At 72.2% G+C, this 16,694-nt stretch carries 16 protein-coding genes; 12 read left to right on the plus strand and 4 right to left on the minus strand.

The features are described 5' to 3' along the window. The first annotated feature begins 182 nt into the window (after positions 1-182). Together ACLQ3F_RS09665 and ACLQ3F_RS09670 are read left to right on the plus strand one after the other, a co-directional pair. A complete protein-coding gene (locus tag ACLQ3F_RS09665) occupies positions 183-1,754 on the plus strand; it encodes a carboxypeptidase regulatory-like domain-containing protein (RefSeq protein WP_425847996.1) in 1,572 nt (523 codons plus the stop codon). Between the two features lie 55 nt (positions 1,755-1,809). After that, a complete protein-coding gene (locus ACLQ3F_RS09670) occupies positions 1,810-2,310 on the plus strand; it encodes a signal peptidase II (protein WP_425847998.1) in 501 nt (166 codons plus the stop codon). On the opposite strand, the gene ACLQ3F_RS09675 is transcribed toward ACLQ3F_RS09670, so the two are convergent. Genes ACLQ3F_RS09675 through ACLQ3F_RS09690 form a run of 4 tightly spaced genes read right to left on the minus strand, consistent with a single transcriptional unit; the run spans position 2,299 to position 5,798 of the window. Further along, the gene (locus ACLQ3F_RS09675) at positions 2,299-2,901 is read right to left on the minus strand and encodes a LutC/YkgG family protein (RefSeq protein ID WP_355006198.1); all 603 of its coding nucleotides are present in this window, start codon (positions 2,899-2,901) and stop codon (positions 2,299-2,301) included. The two genes, ACLQ3F_RS09670 and ACLQ3F_RS09675, sit on opposite strands and share 12 nt — an antisense overlap. Continuing rightward, positions 2,898-4,343, minus strand: a complete 1,446-nt coding sequence (locus ACLQ3F_RS09680) for a LutB/LldF family L-lactate oxidation iron-sulfur protein (RefSeq protein ID WP_425848000.1) — start codon at positions 4,341-4,343, stop codon at positions 2,898-2,900. Before ACLQ3F_RS09680 ends, ACLQ3F_RS09675 begins: the two co-directional genes overlap by 4 nt. Next, positions 4,340-5,050, minus strand: coding sequence for a (Fe-S)-binding protein (locus tag ACLQ3F_RS09685; protein WP_387350089.1), 711 nt, complete (start codon positions 5,048-5,050; stop codon positions 4,340-4,342). Before ACLQ3F_RS09685 ends, ACLQ3F_RS09680 begins: the two co-directional genes overlap by 4 nt. A gap of 28 nt (positions 5,051-5,078) precedes the next feature. Continuing rightward, positions 5,079-5,798: a GntR family transcriptional regulator gene (locus tag ACLQ3F_RS09690; RefSeq protein WP_425848002.1), complete on the minus strand. Its 720-nt coding sequence runs from the start codon at positions 5,796-5,798 to the stop codon at positions 5,079-5,081. Positions 5,799-5,911: 113 nt separating this feature from the next. Between ACLQ3F_RS09690 and ACLQ3F_RS09695 the strand changes: the two genes are divergently transcribed. The 10 genes from ACLQ3F_RS09695 (at position 5,912) to ACLQ3F_RS09740 (ending at position 16,670) form a co-directional block, all read left to right on the plus strand. Next, positions 5,912-6,751, plus strand: a complete 840-nt coding sequence (locus ACLQ3F_RS09695; protein WP_425848003.1) for a fumarylacetoacetate hydrolase family protein — start codon at positions 5,912-5,914, stop codon at positions 6,749-6,751. Positions 6,752-6,777: 26 nt separating this feature from the next. After that, a complete protein-coding gene (locus ACLQ3F_RS09700) occupies positions 6,778-7,539 on the plus strand; it encodes an SDR family NAD(P)-dependent oxidoreductase (protein WP_425848005.1) in 762 nt (253 codons plus the stop codon). A gap of 12 nt (positions 7,540-7,551) precedes the next feature. Next, a complete protein-coding gene (locus ACLQ3F_RS09705; protein ID WP_425848008.1) occupies positions 7,552-8,463 on the plus strand; it encodes a hypothetical protein in 912 nt (303 codons plus the stop codon). A 154-nt stretch (positions 8,464-8,617) separates the two neighbouring features. After that, positions 8,618-9,616, plus strand: a complete 999-nt coding sequence (locus ACLQ3F_RS09710; RefSeq protein WP_425848011.1) for an RNA polymerase subunit sigma-70 — start codon at positions 8,618-8,620, stop codon at positions 9,614-9,616. A 5-nt stretch (positions 9,617-9,621) separates the two neighbouring features. Next, positions 9,622-10,362: a DUF6069 family protein gene (locus ACLQ3F_RS09715; protein WP_425848013.1), complete on the plus strand. Its 741-nt coding sequence runs from the start codon at positions 9,622-9,624 to the stop codon at positions 10,360-10,362. Positions 10,363-10,496: 134 nt separating this feature from the next. After that, the gene (gene manD / locus ACLQ3F_RS09720) at positions 10,497-11,726 is read left to right on the plus strand and encodes a D-mannonate dehydratase ManD (protein WP_425848015.1); all 1,230 of its coding nucleotides are present in this window, start codon (positions 10,497-10,499) and stop codon (positions 11,724-11,726) included. A gap of 107 nt (positions 11,727-11,833) precedes the next feature. Further along, positions 11,834-13,540, plus strand: a complete 1,707-nt coding sequence (locus ACLQ3F_RS09725; protein WP_425848018.1) for an ABC transporter transmembrane domain-containing protein — start codon at positions 11,834-11,836, stop codon at positions 13,538-13,540. Continuing rightward, positions 13,537-15,444 (plus strand): ABC transporter ATP-binding protein, encoded by a 1,908-nt coding sequence (locus ACLQ3F_RS09730; protein ID WP_425848020.1) that lies wholly within the window; start codon positions 13,537-13,539, stop codon positions 15,442-15,444. Before ACLQ3F_RS09725 ends, ACLQ3F_RS09730 begins: the two co-directional genes overlap by 4 nt. 67 nt (positions 15,445-15,511) lie before the next feature. Beyond that, a complete protein-coding gene (locus ACLQ3F_RS09735; RefSeq protein WP_425848022.1) occupies positions 15,512-16,090 on the plus strand; it encodes a sigma-70 family RNA polymerase sigma factor in 579 nt (192 codons plus the stop codon). A gap of 118 nt (positions 16,091-16,208) precedes the next feature. Beyond that, positions 16,209-16,670: a hypothetical protein gene (locus ACLQ3F_RS09740; protein ID WP_355006186.1), complete on the plus strand. Its 462-nt coding sequence runs from the start codon at positions 16,209-16,211 to the stop codon at positions 16,668-16,670. Positions 16,671-16,694 lie beyond the last annotated feature (24 nt).

Here is a 16,694-nt window from a genome sequence, read left to right on the forward strand (position 1 = left end):
GTGGCCAGCGGCGGCGGCCGGCGGCCGGCGGCGCCGTGACCGTCCGTAGCGGTCCGCAGATGCCTCGGAAACCGACACTGTCCGTGTTCGTCACTTGACAAGCAGTGGTGAGAAGCGTGGTTAGGCTGCCCTGATGTGCGCGAAGCGAGCCGGGCTTCGCCGATTCCGGAGGTGCCACCACGATGGGCAGCCGAGTAGCACGTCCCACCAGACGTACCGGAATTCTCCTGTTGGCGGCGCTGAGCGCGCTGTTGCTGCTCGGGGTCGACGCGGTGCTGGGTCCGGTCGCGCCGGTCCGGGCCGGCAGCGCCGCCGCGACCGTCAGTGGCACCCTGACCGAACGGTCCGGCCGACCGGCCAGCCAGGTCAGAGTCACCCTCGCGCCGGACTCCGGCGCCGAGCATCCGACCTACTCGACCACCACGGACCGGGCCGGCCGGTGGCGGGTGTCCCGGGTGTCGGCCGGGCGCTACCGGATCACCAACCAACTGCCCGGCGTGTTCCGACCCCGCTACTACCCGAGCCGGCTCGGGTTCCCCTGGGGAGCTGTCACCGTGCCGGCCCGTGGCCGGCTCGTCGTCGACGACGTGCTTCCTCCGGCCGGCCGGATCCGGTTCGTCGCGGCCGACGCGGCCACCGGCGCCGAGGTGCGGAACTTCTGTGTTCAGGACCCGCTGGAGCTCGGCCTCATCTGCACCAACGCCGCCGGGACCTTCCCGAACGGGTACGTCGACCTGGAGGTGCCGCCCGGCCACTACCGGTTCACCGGCGCCGCGAACGACGGCGTACACGAGGGCGGGATGGTCGAGGCGACCGCGGTCGCCGGGCGGGTGACCCACGCGACGCTGCCGGTCCAGCCGCCCGGCAACGAACTGCGCGTGACACTGCGGGACCGGGCGACCGGCGCACCGGTGCCCAACACGGGAATCATCGCCATCTCGGTGGACAAGCGGTTCCCCGACATCTATGACGCCAACGAGATCTCCGACGAGAACGGGGTGGTGCGGTTCCGGAGCCTCCACCCGGACCGGTACAACATCTGGGCCGGCGGCTCGGCCAACGGGCACGGCGCGCAGTGGGTCGGCCCGGAGGGTGGCACCGGCGACCGGGCCAAGGCACTGGTGGTCGAGCCAGGGCCCGGGATCACCACGCTGCCCGACATCCTGCTGGACCGGGCGGGGTCGATCACCGGGTCGATCACCGACGCGGTCACCGGCCAGCCGGTGTCGGTGACCGTCGCGCTGACGACCTACGATCCGTTCTGGTACGAGACCACCTGGAAGGTTCCCGGCGACGGCTCGTACACCTTCAGCGGGCTCGGCCCGTACGAGTGGTCGCTGGCGTTCATCCCACCGGGCAACGGCGGCGCCAACAGCGTCTACGCCACCCAGTGGTCCGGTGGGGCGCCGAACAGCGTCAAGGCGACCCGGATCAAGGTCGTCGCCGGCGGCACCACCGTGGCGAACGAGCGGATGAGCGCCGGCACTGCCGTCTCCGGCCAAGCCAACGGCCTCCCGGTGTACGGCTACAGCTACCCCGTCTACGTCTACAACGCCGACACCGGCGACATCGTCGCGGTCGACGAGAACGTCGAGGACGGCCGGTACGACGCCCGACTCCTGCCCGGCCAGCGGGTCCGGTTCTGCCTGCACCCCGACCGCTGCTACCCGGACTATGTAAGGCAGGTCGACGCGTCCGCCATCCGGGTGGGCACCTCGCCGTTCACCGTCGACTTTCCCGGCCGGCGGGGCTGAGCCGGGCCGGGCACCGGCGCCGCCCGCGCACCAAACCGTGAGCTAGGGTTCCGGGATGTTCCGCGCCGTCGTGTTGATCGCTGCCGTGGTGCTCGCCGCCGATCAGGCCACCAAGTTCTGGGCCGAGTCCGCGTTGTCCGACGGGCAGACCATCACGCTCCTCGGTGAGCTGCTGCAACTGCGCCTCGTCTACAACCCGGGCGCGGCCTTCTCGATCGGCTCCGCGTACACCTGGATCTTCGCGGTGTTCGCCGCGGCGGCGGTGGTCGCGGTGACGGTGGTGGCCCGGCGGGTCACGTCGCGTCCCTGGGCGGTGGCGTTGGGCCTGGTGCTCGGCGGCGCGACGACGCACCTGCTGGACCGACTCTTCCGCGAGCCGGGGTTCGCGCGGGGGCACGTGGTGGACTTCATCGACTACGCCGGGTTCTTCGTCGGCAACATCGCCGACATCGCCCTGGTGGTCGGCGTGGGCATCGTCATGCTGCTCAACGTGCGCGGCGTCCCGCTGCGGAACCAGGCGGACGAGACCCGCGAGCAGGTGTCGTCAGACTCCTGAGCTGACCAGGACGACCTCCAGGCGGCGCGGGCCGTGCACTCCCTCGACCCGGTTCAGCTCGATGTCGCTCGTCGCGGACGGGCCCGAGATCCAGGTCAGAGGCGCGCGTGGGTCCAGCCGGGCCAACGCCTCCGGCAGCAGGCCGACGACCTGGTCGGTGCGGACGACACAGATGTGTCGGTCGGGCACCAGGGTGAGCGCGCGTCGCCCCTGCGTCGGGCCGGCGTCGAGGATGATGGTGCCCGTGTCGGCGACCGCCACGGCACAGCCGGTCAGGACCGCGTCCAGGCCGTCGAGCGCGGCCGGTGACAGCGGGGGCGCGTCGCGGTGCAGCTCTCCGGCGTAGCCGTCCAGCCAATGGGCGGGGGTGTCGGTGGGAACGGCGAGCCGGCCGACCTCGCCGAGCAGCCGGTGCAGGGCCTCGGTGCCACGGTGGACGACGGCCCGGTAGTCCTCCAGGCGGTCGACGAGGGTTTCGATCAGGTCGGGGTGGTCGCCGACCCGGCGATAGCGGCGGGGCACCTGCACCGGCGGCGGACTGTCGGCCAGGGCCGTCCGGAGCCGCGCCAGGATCTCGTCACGTGCGCTCACTGTTTTCCCCACCATTCCCGGAAGGTCTGCGGCGCGGGCAGCGGCAGGTCACGCGACCGGGTCCACGCCGACGCGGGCCAGGGCAGTCGCCGCAGCGTGCGAGCGCCGGTGCGCCGCTGACGGTACGCACCGAGCGGCCCCGCGCCGGCCCGGGCCAGGCGCAGGGCGGCGGCCCACCGTCGAGGGCTGCGCATCACCCAGGACAGGAGCCGCATGGTGGCCCGTTCCGCTGGCGGGTGCGGTGCCTGCTGGCGGAGGTGGACCAGGATCTCCGGAATGTTGATCTTCACGGGGCACACGTCGTAGCAGGCGCCGCAGAGGGTCGACGCGTACGGCAGTGAGGCGTTGTCGGCAACGCCGGTCAGCTGCGGCGACAGGATCGCGCCGATCGGGCCCGGGTACACCGAGCCGTACGCGTGGCCGCCGGCCCGTTCGTACACCGGGCAGACGTTGAGGCACGCGGAGCAGCGGATGCAGGACAGCGCGGGCCGTCCGACCGGGTCGGCGAGCACAGCGGAGCGGCCATTGTCGACGAGCACGACGTGCACGTCCTGCGGGCCGTCCCCGGGGGTGACGCCGGTCCACATCGAGGTGTACGGGTTCATCCGCTCACCGGTCGAGGACCGCGGCAGCAGTTGCAGGAAGACCTCCAGGTCGGTGAAGGTCGGCAGCAGCTTCTCGACGCCGACGACGCTGATCAGCGTCTCGGGGAGGGTGAGGCACATGCGGCCGTTGCCCTCGGACTCGACCACCACGAGGGTGCCGGTGTCGGCGACGGCGAAGTTGGCTCCGGAGACGGCGACCCGGGCCGAGAGGAAACGCCGTCGCAGGTGAGCGCGGGCCGCTTCGGCCAGCGCGGCCGGTTCGTCGCTCAGGTCGGGCGGCGCGTCGGCCATGCGACGTTCGAAGATCTCCCGGATCTGGGCCCGGTTGTAGTGGATCGCCGGCACCAGGATGTGCGAGGGGGTGTCCTCGCCGAGCTGCACGATCAGCTCGGCGAGGTCGGTCTCGTACGCGGCGATCCCGGCGGCCTCCAGCGCCTCGTTGAGCTCGATCTCCTGGGTCGCCATCGACTTGACCTTCACGACCTCGTCGGCCCCGGTGGCCCGGGTCAGCTCGACCACGATCCGGCACGCCTCGGCCGCGTCGCGGGCCCAGTGCACAGTGGCGCCGGCGGCGGTGACGGACGCCTCGAACTGCTCCAGCAACTCCGGCAACCGACGTTGGACGTCCGCCTTGATCGCCGAGCCGGTGTCGCGCAGAGCCTCCCAGTCGGGTACCTCGTCGACGACCCGGGCTCGCTTGGCCCGGATGGTGCGGGTGGCCCGGTGCAGGTTTGCCCGGAGTTGCGGGTCGGCGACGGCCGGCCTGGCGGCCGTGGGGAACGGCAGCGGGGTGCGGATCCGCCCGCCCCCGGTGGCGGGTGCGACCGGATGGCTCATGAGCTGGCTCCCGTCTCGGCGAGAATCTCGGCGTAGTGCACGGCCCGTACGCCCGAGCGGTGGCGGTCGAGACCGCCGCCGATGTGCGCCAGGCAGGAGTTGTCGGCCGCGGCGAGCACCCGTGCGCCGGTGTCGCGGACGCGGGCGCACTTGTCGGTGAGCATGGCGGTGGAGACGTCCGGGTTCTTCAGTGCGAACGTGCCGCCGAAGCCACAGCACTCCTCGGCGTCGCCCAGCTCGACCAGGTGGATTCCGCGCACCTGGCGCAGCAGGGTCAGCGGTCGGTCGCCGAGACGCAGCATCCGCAGGCCGTGGCAGGTCGGGTGGTAGGTGACCGTCTCCGGGAACTCGGCGCCGACGTCGGTGACGCCGAGAACGTCGACGAGCAACTCGGACAGCTCGTACGTGCGGGCGGCCACCGACGTGGCCGGCGCGTGCAGGCGCGGGTACTGGTCGCGGATCATCGCGGTGCACGACCCGGACGGCGCGACGATGGCGTCGTAGGAGTCGAAGACGTCGACGTAGTTGCGCACCAGAGGCATGGCCTCGGCCCGGTAACCAGTGTTGGCGTGCATCTGCCCGCAGCAGGTCTGGTCGGCGGGGAAGTCGACGGTGTGGCCGAGTCGCCGCAGGATGCGGGTGACAGCGATGCCGGTGGCCGGGAAGGCGAGGTCGTTGACGCAGGTGATGAAGAGGGCGATCCGCATGGCGGCTCCTCGGATCCGTGGGGGTGGGTCAGGCCGAGTCGCGCGGTGTCGCGGGGGTGGGGAGCCGGTCGAAGGCGGGCAGGTGGCGCTCCCGGGCGGCGCTGAGGTGGGCACGCATCGCCTCGGTGGCGGCTGTCGCGTCGCCGGCGACGATGGCGGCGGCGATGCGCTGGTGCTCGGTGTTGGTGTCCGCTGCGCCGGCGACCGGGAAGTACAGCCGGTGCAGGTGCAGGTGTGAGTGCAGCCGCGTGATGGTGTCCCGCAGCAACGGGCTGCCGGAGACCTCGGCGATCAGGTCGTGGAACGTCGCGTCCAGTGCGGTGAAGGCGGCGTGGCGGCGATAGCCGTCGCCGGCCTCCACGTCGATGCTCGCCGCCGCCTCGACGCTGATCCGTTGGCGCGCTTCGTCGGAGGCGTGGGTGGCGGCTCGCCCGGCGGTGGTGCCCTCCAGCAGTTGCCGGACGTCGAACAGGTCGTCGAACTCGGCACGGCTCAACAGTGGCGTCGTGGTGTAGCCGGAGAGCGGGCGTTTACGGACCAGGCCGTCGGCCTCCAGCCTCGCGAGGGCCTCACGGACGGGGGTGGGGGAGACGTCGAGCTCCCGGGCGAGCGCGTCGATGTTGACCCGCTCGCCGGGCGGAAGGATGTGGTCCATGACCAGCGTCTTTATCGACTCGTAGACGTCCTCGGCGAGGGTGAGTCGACGGGCGGGGCGGAGTCGACCCTCGCGAGGTTCCTGCTGGGCCATCTCGTCTCCTCAGCAACCCCTTGACTGTGCCGGTGTGAGCGAGTACACATCGAGCCGAACAGCATCCTATAGGAAATTGGGTTCTTGGCGACCCAGGCAGTGGAGGTTGGTTCGTGAGATTCATGCGCGTCGGGCCGGTGGGACGGGAACGCCCCGTGCTGTACGTCGATGGGCGGCACTTCGACCTCTCGTCGCTCACCGTCGACATCGACGGCGAGTTCCTTGCCAGCGACGGCGTCCGGCGTGCCCGCGAGGCCACCGACCTGCCCGAGATCGACGTCACCGGGCAGCGGGTCGGCGCACCGATCGCCCGGCCGGGTGTGGTGCTCTGCGTGGGGCAGAACTACGCCGCGCACGCCGCCGAGTCCGGTGCCGCGCCACCGACCGAGCCGATCATCTTCTACAAGGCGCCCAACACCGTCGTCGGCCCGTACGACGAGGTCCTCATCCCGCGCGGATCGACGAAGACCGACTGGGAGGTGGAGCTGGCGGTGGTGATCGGCCGAACGGCCCGCTACCTCGCCTCACCGGCCGACGCCCTCGGGCACATCGCCGGGTACGTGCTGTCCAACGACGTCTCCGAGCGGGACTTCCAACTCGCGGTCTCCGGCGGCCAGTGGTCCAAGGGCAAGTCCTGTGAGACGTTCCAACCGCTCGGCCCGTGGCTGGTCACCGCCGACGAGATCGGCGACCCGCAGGCGCTGCGGCTGCGCTCCCGGGTCAACGGCGAGCCCCGCCAGGACTCCAGCACCAAAGACATGATCTTCGACGTGGCGTACCTGGTCTGGCACCTGTCCCAGTACACAGTCCTGGACCCGGGCGACGTCATCAACACGGGCACCCCGGAGGGAGTGGGACTCTCCGGCCGCTTCCCGTACCTGGCCGTCGGCGATGTGATGGAGGTCGAGATCGACGGCCTCGGTCGGCAGCGCAACACGCTCCGGGACGCCTGATGCGGTGTGACGGTCTCGTGGCGCTGGTGACCGGAGGCGCATCGGGGATCGGCCTCGCCTGCGTGCGGGCGTTCGTCGCCGCCGGTGCCCGGGTGGGTGTCCTGGACCGGGAGCTGTCCGGGCTGCCCGAGACCCCCGGGGTGCTCGGCGTCCAGGCGGACGTGGCCGACCGGTCCTCCCTCACCGCGGCCGTCGCCTCGGTCGCGGAGACGTTCGGCGGTATCGACATCCTGGTGAACAACGCCGCCATCTCGGCCGTGGGCACTGTGGAGGAGAACGACGACGAGCAGTGGAGCCGGGTACTCGACGTCAACGTCTCCGGCGTGGCCCGAACCAGCGCCGTCGCCCTGCCCTACCTGCGCCGGTCGTCGTCCGCGGCGATCGTCAACATCTCCTCGATCGCCGCGACCACAGGTCTGCCCAAACGCGCCCTCTACTCGGCGTCGAAGGGTGCCGTGCACGCCCTCACCCTCGCCATGGCCGCCGACCTGGTGACGGAGGGCGTCCGGGTCAACTGTGTCGCCCCCGGCACCGTCGACACGCCCTGGGTGGCCCGCCTGCTCGCCGGTGCGGCCGACCCGACGGCGGAGAAGCGGCAGTTGGCCGCCCGCCAGCCGACCGGCCGACTGGTGACCGCCGACGAGGTGGCCGCCACCGTCGTCTACCTGGCCTCGCCCGCGACCAGGTCGGTGACCGGTTCGTCGCTGCCGGTGGACGGCGGCATGTCCGGCCTGCGCCTGCCCGCCCCGGTCCCGCCCGTGGCCAATCCTGCCGAATCGGGCGCGTGACATGATTGCGGCATGGGGAAACAGCACGACGTCGGCGAGGCCGACCGTCACAGCGCGTCCGGCACCACCGCCCACCGTCCGATCGGTGGCGGCGCTGACGCTCGGCTCGCCCTCGCTCAGGACCCCACAACGCCACAAATGACCCTCATCGACCTGGCGTCCGACCCGTCGGTCCTGGTTCGCAAGGCGGTCGCCTCTCGGGCCGACGCACCCGCGCAGGCTCTGCGACCGCTCACCCGCGACCAGGATCGTCAGGTCCGGGAGGCAGTGGCGAGGAACCCCTCCACGTCGATCGCCAACCTCATGCGCCTGGTCAAGGACGCCGACCGGTGGGTCCGCTGGGCCGTCGCCAGCAATCCGGCCTGTGACGAGTCGATCCGCCAGGTCATGGTGAAGACCTCGGACAAGGAGCTTCGCGGGCTCCTCGCGGAGAGTCGTCAACTGGAGCCGGAGCTGGCCGCCAAGCTGATCGACGACGTGTCACCCGAGGTACGGGAACGACTCGGCACGCACACCCACGACCCCAACGTGATCGACGCCCTGCTGGCCGATCGCACCGCACGCGTACGCAAGGGGGTTGCCCGCAACCCGCGGACCACCGCCGCGCAGCGCAGCGCGCTCGCCGCGGACCCGGTGGTCGACGTCCGCGCCGCGCTGGTGCGGGCCGTCGAGCTGAGCGAGGCGGACCTCGCCCGCCTGGTCGACGACCGCGCGGTGCAGGTCCGACTGGCGATGGCGACGTCCGAGTTCGTTCCGCCGCACATCCGGGAGACGCTTACCCGCGACGCCGACGAGATGGTGGCCACCGCGGCACGGGACTACCGCCCGGGGTCGGGCAACGCCTCCGCCGTTCGGGCGCCCCGCATCGCGCACCGGCCCTCGGCCACCGGCACGAGTCGATGGAGCGGCGGCACCTCGCACTAGCGCGACGACTGTCGCCTCCCGGCGACCCGTGCCTGCGGCCGGCGGGTCGCCTCCCGTCGCCTTCCAGGTCGTTCAGAGCGACCTGAGTGATGAGTTGTCGCATCCGCGCCCGTCATACCTAGGACAGGACATGACGAGGCGGAAGGATGACGTGATGAGTGCGGACACGCGGCTGCAGGAGCTGGGCGTGAGCGGTCTGGGCGAGGTCGACGAGCCGGCGTTCTCGGGGCTGGCGCAGCGGCACCGGCGGGAACTGCACGTGCACTGCTATCGGATGCTCGGCTCGTTCGAGGACGCCGAGGACACGGTGCAGGAGACGTTCCTGCGTGCCTGGCGGCGGCGGGAGACCTTCGCGGGTCGGTCGACGTTCCGGGCCTGGCTGTACCGGATCGCCACCAACGCCTGCCTGGACCTGCTCGCCAAGCGCCGCCCGGAGCCGGCGGCCGGCGGCGAGGTGCTGTGGTTGCAGCCCTACCCGGACCGGTTGCTCGACGAGCTGCCCGCTGGCGACGCGGACGAGCCGGAGACCGTCGCCGTCGCGCGGGAGACGATCGAGCTGGCGTACCTGGTCGCGGTCCAGCACCTCGCGCCGCGTCCACGGGCCGTGCTGATCCTGCGGGACGTGCTCGGCTGGCCCGCCAGGGACGTCGCGGAGCTGCTCGGGGACTCGGTCAACTCGGTCAACAGTGCCCTGCAGCGGGCTCGCGCCGGCATGCGGGAGCACCTGCCCGCCGAGCGGCAGGACTGGACCGGCGGCGACGAGGACGCCGGCACGCGCGAGCTGGTGCGGCGCTTCACCGACGCCAGCGTTGCCACGAACGTCGACGCGCTCGCAGCCATGCTGCGAGACGACGTCCGCTACTCGATGCCGCCCACGCCGGGCCTGTACGTCGGCCGCGACGCGGTGGTGAACAGCTGGGTCGAGGACGGCTTCGATGGCATGAAGGGCCTGCGTGCGGTCCCCACCTCGGTGAACCGCCAGCCCGCCGTCGCCTTTTACCACTGGCGGGAGCAGGAGGGCGCGTACCTGCCGTTGACGATCGACGTCCTGCGCATCACCGGCGGCGCGATCACCGAGGTCTTCATCTTCCACGACGACCAGTTCCCGCGGCTCGGGCTGCCGGAACGCCTGCCGGCGGACGGCACGGAGTAGTCCCGGTGCGGACGCTCACGCTGCACGGCGGCGCGCGCGCCGAGGTGGTCGCGGCGGAGTGGCACGACGCGTTCGGCGTGGTCATCAGCGGGCGGGTGCAGTTGGAGCTGCGCGACGGTGAGCCCGGGCCGGTCCTCGGGCGCGATGCCGGCTTCTGGCTGCGCGGCACCGGCGTCCGTGCGCTGTGCAACCCCGGCCCTCGCACGGCGCGAGTGCGTGTCTTCACGCCCGGTGCCGTCACACCTCAGTCAACACATCCGGTACGACAGCCTCCGTCTGAAGGAGACGACATGAACAGCATGAAGGACACCGGGATCGTCGCCGGCCCGGCATCGGGCCCACCCCGCTACACCCACCGATTCCGTGGGCTCGCCGGCACCGGCGTGATCGCCACGCTCGCGGCGATGGTGATCACCACCCTCGCCGCCGCGCTGGCCCGGGCCGCCGGCGTCGACTTCGAGATCCCCGATGGTGGCGAGACGATTCCGTTGTCCGGGATCGCCGTGGTGACCGGCTTCTTCTCGGTGGTGGGTGTCGTCATCGCCGTGGCGCTGCTCCGGTGGAGTGCTCGGCCCGCCGACCGGTTCGTGTGGACGGCGGTGGCCCTGACCGTGATCTCGCTGGTCCCGCCCCTCATCTCCGGGGCGAACGCGGCCACCGTCACCGCCCTTGCCGGGCTGCACGTCGTCGCTGCGGCGGTGATGATCCCGGTCCTGACCCGGAGCCTTCGCTCCCGGACCGACTGAACGTTGCTGCCTCCGATGAGCGGAGAGCCGGCCCACCGGGCCGGCTCTCCGTTCATCGGGCCGGTCGCCGGCCGCGCCGATCGCCTTTGTCGGCCTAGAATCCACCCCCGGTTCTGAAAGACGAAAGGCACCCCGTGAAGATCGTCGCAGCAGACATCATCGTGACCAGCCCCGACCGGAACTTCGTCACCCTCAAGATCACCACTGATGAGGGCATCACCGGTCTGGGCGACGCCACGCTCAACGGCCGCGAGCTCTCCGTCGCCTCGTACCTGCGCGACCACGTCGCCCCTTTGCTGATGGGACGGGACCCGCACCGGATCGAGGACACCTGGCAGTTCCTGTACCGCTCGGCGTACTGGCGTCGGGGCCCGGTCACCATGGCGGCCATCGCCGCGGTGGATGTCGCGCTGTGGGACATCAAGGCCAAGGCGGCCGGCATGCCGCTGTACCAACTGCTCGGCGGTGCGTCCCGCACCGGCATCATGGCGTACGGGCACGCGTCGGGGCGGGACATCCCCGAGCTGTTCGACTCGATCCGCAGCCACCTCGACGAGGGCTTCCGGTCGATCCGGGTGCAGACCGCGGTGCCGGGGATCAACGCCGTCTACGGCGTGGCCGCGCAACCCAGCGCCACCGGCCAGCGCTACGACTACGAGCCCGCGCAGCGCACTCCGCTGCCCGCCGAGGAGGACTGGGACACCCGCGCGTACCTGCGCCACCTACCGTCGGTCTTCGAGGCGGTGCGTGGCGAGTTCGGCCCGGAGTTGCCGCTGCTGCACGACGGTCACCACCGGATGACCCCGATCCAGGCCGCCAAGCTCGGCAAGGCCCTCGAACCGTACGACCTGTTCTGGCTGGAGGACTGCACCCCGGCAGAGAACCAGGAGGCGCTGCGGCTGGTCCGCCAGCACACCACCACCCCGCTGGCCATCGGTGAGGTCTTCAACACCGTCTGGGACTACCAGACCCTGATCCGGGAGCAGTTGATCGACTACGTCCGGTCCGCTGTCACCCACACCGGCGGCATCACCGCGATGCGCAAGCTGCTCGACTTCGCCGCCCAGTACCAGATCAAGTCGGGCATCCACGGCCCGACCGACATCTCCCCGGTGGGGATGGCCGCGGCCCTGCACCTGGACCTGGCCATCCACAACTTCGGGATCCAGGAGTACATGAAGCACACCCCCCTGGCCAACGAGGTGTTCCGGCAGTCGTTCACCTTCACCGACGGCTACCTGCATCCGGGCGACCAGCCGGGGCTCGGGGTGGAGCTCGACGAGGAGGCGGCGGCCCGGTTCCCGTACGAGCCGGCGTACCTGCCGTTCAACCGGCTCAAGGACGGCACGGTCCATGATTGGTGAGCCGGGTGGCCGGCAGGCACTCCGGCGGCTGCGGCTGGCCGAGGGCGTGTTAGGTTAGCCTGCCCTCACCTACTGGAGTCTGCCGCCATGCCCCCATCGATCCGAGCATGACAGTCGCCGAGGTCAGTGGGAGCGTGGTGCTCCGCCGCGCCCTGCGCCGACAGCGCCGCCGGGTGGTGCTCGGCATCGTGCTGCTCTGCGTCCACCAGGCCACCGAGGCCCTCGTACCGGTCGCCATCGGCGTGATCATCGACCGGGCGGTGGCCACCGGAGACGTCGCCGCGCTGCTGCTCTCCCTCGCCGGCCTCGCGGTCCTGTTCACCGCCCTCGCCTTCGCCTACCGCACCGGCGCCCGGCTGGCCTACGCCGCCGTCGAACACGAGGCGCACGCGACCCGCGTCGAGATCGTCCGGAGCGCCCTCGACCCGCGCGGACACCGCTCGGGTCTACGCGATGGCGAGCTGCTGTCCGTCACGGCATCCGACGCTGAGCTGTCCGCGCTGGTCGTACGCGTCGCCGGGCTCACCGCCGCGGCGCTCACCGCGATCGTGGTCGCGGCCGTCGCGCTGCTCGTCGTCGACGTCCCCCTCGGGCTCGGGGTGCTCGTCGGCGTACCGCTGCTGGTCGTCGCCCTTCAGCGGATGGCGCCGTTGCTCACCCGGCGCAGCACGTCGCAGCAGGAGGCCCTCGCGGCCACGACGGCACTCGCCGTCGACCTCGTCAGCGGGCTGCGCGTGCTGCGCGGCATCGGCGCGCAGGACCACGCCGCCCGACGGTACGCGGGCGCCAGCCGGCACGCCCTCGACGTGACCCTTCGCGCCGCCACCACCAAGGGTCTGCACCTCGGCCTCACCACCATGGTCAACGGACTCTTCCTCGCGACGGTCGCCGGTGTCGCGGGCTGGCTCGCGCTCCAGGGTCGGCTCACCATCGGCGAACTCGTCGCCGTCGTCGGGCTGGCCCAGTTCATCGCCGAGCCGGTGCAGACGCTCGGGTACTGCGTACAACTGTTCGCCATGGCCCGGGCCTCGGCGGCGCGGGTCGCCCGGGTCCTCGGCGCGGCGCCGGTCCTCGCGCCGGGTGACGCCGGGCCGCCCACCCCGAGCCAGTCCCGGCTCGCCCTCGACGAGGTTTCGCACGCCGGCCTCGACGCCGTCAGCCTGCACGTCCGCGCCGGCGAGATCGTGGGCGTGCTCGCCTACGACCCGAGCGAGGCCGAAGCGCTTGTCGCGCTGCTGGCCGGCCGGGTGCACCACGCGGACCACCGGGGGACGCTGTACGTCGACGGCGTACCCGTCGAGGACCTGCACATCGACGCCGCGCGCGCCGTGGTCCTGGTGGAGCCCCACGACGTGGCGCTGTTCGAGGGCACCCTGCGCGCCAACCTCAGCGCCGATGCCCAGGTCGACGACACGGTCCTGCGGGCCGCCGTGCGGGCCGTCGCCGCCGAGGACGTGCTCACCGCACACCCGGACGGTTTCGACCGCCGGCTCACCGAGCGGGGAGCGAACCTGTCCGGCGGTCAGCGGCAGCGGATCGGGCTGGCCCGTGCGCTCGTCGCCGACCCACCGGTGCTGGTGCTGCACAACCCCACCACTGCCGTCGACGCGGTGACCGAGGCGCTGCTCGCCGAAGGGCTGGCCTCGGTTCGCGCGGCGGACACCCGCGCCACGGTGCTGATCACCACCAGCCCGGCCCTGCTGCACGTCACGCACCGGGTCGTCGTGATCGACAAGGGTCGGGTCGTCGCCGAGGGGCCGCACGAGCGGTTGCTCGCCAGCGACACCCGCTACCGGGAGGAGGTCCTGCGATGACCGACCCGTCGACCGCGAGCGGCGTCGAGGCACGGCAGCTGCTGCCGACGGCCACCGGCCGGCAGACCTGGGCCGCCCTCCGGACCGAGCTCGCCCGCCTGCCGGTACTCAGCGCCGTCGCCGGCACGTTGCTGGTCGCCGCGTCCGCGACCGGGCTCGTCGCGCCGTGGGTGCTCGGTCGCCTCGTCGACGACGTCATCGCCGGCACCGACACACCGCAGGTAGTGGCCTGGGCCGGCGTGATCGCGGGCGCGGCGGTGCTCGCGGGGCTCCTCACCGCGGCCGGAGCCGCGGTCGCCGCACGCCTCGGCGAGACAGTGCTGGCCCGGCTCCGTGAGCGGGTCCTCGACCGTGCGCTGCACCTGCCGTCGGCCACCCTGGAACGAGCCGGGACCGGCGACCTGGTGGCCCGGGCCGGCGACGACGTGGCAGTGGTGACGAACGTGATCGCCACCAGCGGCCCCGCCTTCCTCGGCGCGACGCTGTCCGTCGTGTTGACCGCGCTGGGGCTCTTCGCCCTCGACTGGCGGCTCGGCATCGCCGGGCTGGCCGCTGCACCGGCGTACGCGCTGGCGCTGCGCTGGTACCTCAAACGGTCGGTGCCGTACTACGCCCGCGAGCGGGTGGCGACGGGTGAGCGGACGCAGGCGACGGCCGAGGCGCTGCGCGGCTCCGAAACGGTACGCGCCTACCGGATGGAGGACACGCACGTCGCCCGGATCGCGGCTCGCTCCGGCGTCGCCCGCGACCTGTCGCTGGAGATCTTCGGCCTGTTCACCCGGTTCGGGCTGCGCATCAACAGGTCCGAGTTCGTGGGGCTGGCCGCCGTGCTGCTCGCCGGCTTCCTGCTGGTACGCGAGGACCTGTCCACCGTCGGCGCGGCGACCACCGCCGCCCTCTACTTCCACCGCCTGTTCAACCCCATCGGCCTGCTGCTGTTCGAGTCGGACTCGGTGCTCCAGGCCGGCGCGAGCCTCGCCCGGCTGGTCGGGGTGACCACACTGCCGGACACCGCGTCGCCCGTCAGTCGCCGCCCGGCCCGTCCGGAGCGGCCCGAGCCCGCGGCACTGGAGGTGACAGTCGCGCAGCACCGCTACGACGACGGACCTGTCGTGCTGCGGGACATCGCCCTGCGTCTCGTGCCCGGGGAGCGCGTGGCGCTGGTGGGCGCGAGCGGCGCGGGCAAGAGCACCCTCGCCGGCATCATCGCCGGCATCGTCGAGCCCAGCCAGGGTTCGGTGCGCCTACGCGGCGTGCCGTTGGCCGACCTCGGCGAACACCAGCTCCGGCGGGAGATCGCCCTGATCAGCCAGGAGGTGCACGTGTTCGCCGGACCACTCGCCGAGGACCTGCGCCTGGCCGACCCGGACGCCACCGACGCCGAGCTGACCCGCGCCCTCGACCTCGTCGGCGCCACCGGGTGGCTGCGTACCCTGCCGGACGGGCTGGCGACCGCGGTGGGGGAGGGCGGTCGGCAGCTCACTGCGGCGCAGGCCCAGCACCTCGCGCTGGCCCGCCTGGTGCTCGCCGACCCTGCCGTCGCGGTCCTCGACGAGGCCACCGCGGAGGCGGGCAGCGCGGGCGCGCGTGACCTCGACCGGGCCGCCGTGGCGGCCACCGAGGGCCGTACCACGTTGGTCGTTGCCCACCGGCTCAGCCAGGCGGCCACCGCGGACCGCATCGTCGTCCTGGACCAGGGTCGCGTCGCCGAGCACGGTACGCACGCCGAGCTGCTCGCGGCCGGTGGCGGCTACAGCAACCTGTGGCGATCCTGGCGTACGCCCGGCCCGGTGCCGCCGCCCGCCCGGGAGAACACCGAGCGGATCCAGGACCAGAGTCACCCGAATGTGGGAGCTCCGGGAACTTTTCCGGACCGGCCGGCGACAACCAGATTGCGCGGCTGACCGGCGGCGTCCCGACGACGGCCTCTCGGCCGAAAAGGAGCGCCCGTGGCACACAGGACGGTGGTCTGTGCGGACCGGCGGCGTTGACGACGCCCAGGTCACCCGGTGGGCGCAGGAGGCGGGCCAGGGCGACCGGCAGGCCGCGACGGCGTTCATCCGGGCCCTCCAGGACCAGGTCTGGCGATTCCTGTCGCATCTCGCCGGGCCGGGCGAGGCGGACGACCTGACCCAGGAGACGTTTCTGCGGGCATTCCGCAACCTCCCCGGCTTCGCCGGCCGCTCGTCGGCCCGCACGTGGGTGTTCACGATCGCCCGACGGGTCGCCGTCGACCACGTGCGCACGGCGGTGGCCCGGCCGAGGCTGGTGTCCGTGCCGGACTGGCAGGCGGCGGCCGAGGCTGCCGGGGCGATCACCGCCGGGGCCGACGAGAGCGTGACAGTGCACCAGCTGATCGCCGGCCTGGCCCGCGAGCGCCGCGAGGCGTTCGTCGCCACCCAGGTGCTCGGCCTGTCGTACGCCGAGGCGGCGGAGATCTGCCAGTGCCCGGTCGGCACGATCCGGTCCCGGGTGGCCCGGGCCCGCGAGGATCTCGCCGCGGCCTGGCAGCTCGACAGCGGCCCGAGCCACGAGCGCCGAATCGGCTGAGGGCGGATTCCACAGGCACCGTGCGGCGTCGCCCTCCGCCTGCCTGCTGCGGCGACAGGACCAACCCGCATGATCAACGGGATGGACGAGGCGGACGGCGGTTCCTAAGATCACGCCGGTGAACACCGAACCTCTCAACGTCGCCGGCGTAGCTGGCCCGATCGTCATCGCCACCAAGGCGCTCTTCGGCCACCCTGCCGTCACCGTCGGCGGAGTGCCGGCCCCCAGGACGGGCAGGCGTTACGCGTTGCCGACAGTGGACGGTGGTGTCGTCCAGGCAACGGTACGCACCGTTCTCGCCGACCCTTACCCGACCGTGGAGATCAACGGTGTGCAGCACCGGACCGGGCCCTCCATGCCGATCTTCCTGCGCATCCTGGTGCTGCTGCCGATCCTGCTGTTCACCGTCGGCGGCATCCTGGGCGCGCTGATCGGGGCGTTGGGCGTCTGGGGAAACCTGACAGTTGCCCACACCCGGATGACACCCGCCGTCAAGGCGCTCGCCATGGTCGGCGTCGGCATCGGCGCGGTCATCGTCTGGCTCGCCATCGCCGTCGCACTGAACGTGGCGCTCAGCTAGACCGCCACGCACCTCACCCCTTCC

It is taken from the genome of Micromonospora sp. DT15 (assembly GCF_049841475.1).
Classification (GTDB): domain Bacteria; phylum Actinomycetota; class Actinomycetes; order Mycobacteriales; family Micromonosporaceae; genus Micromonospora.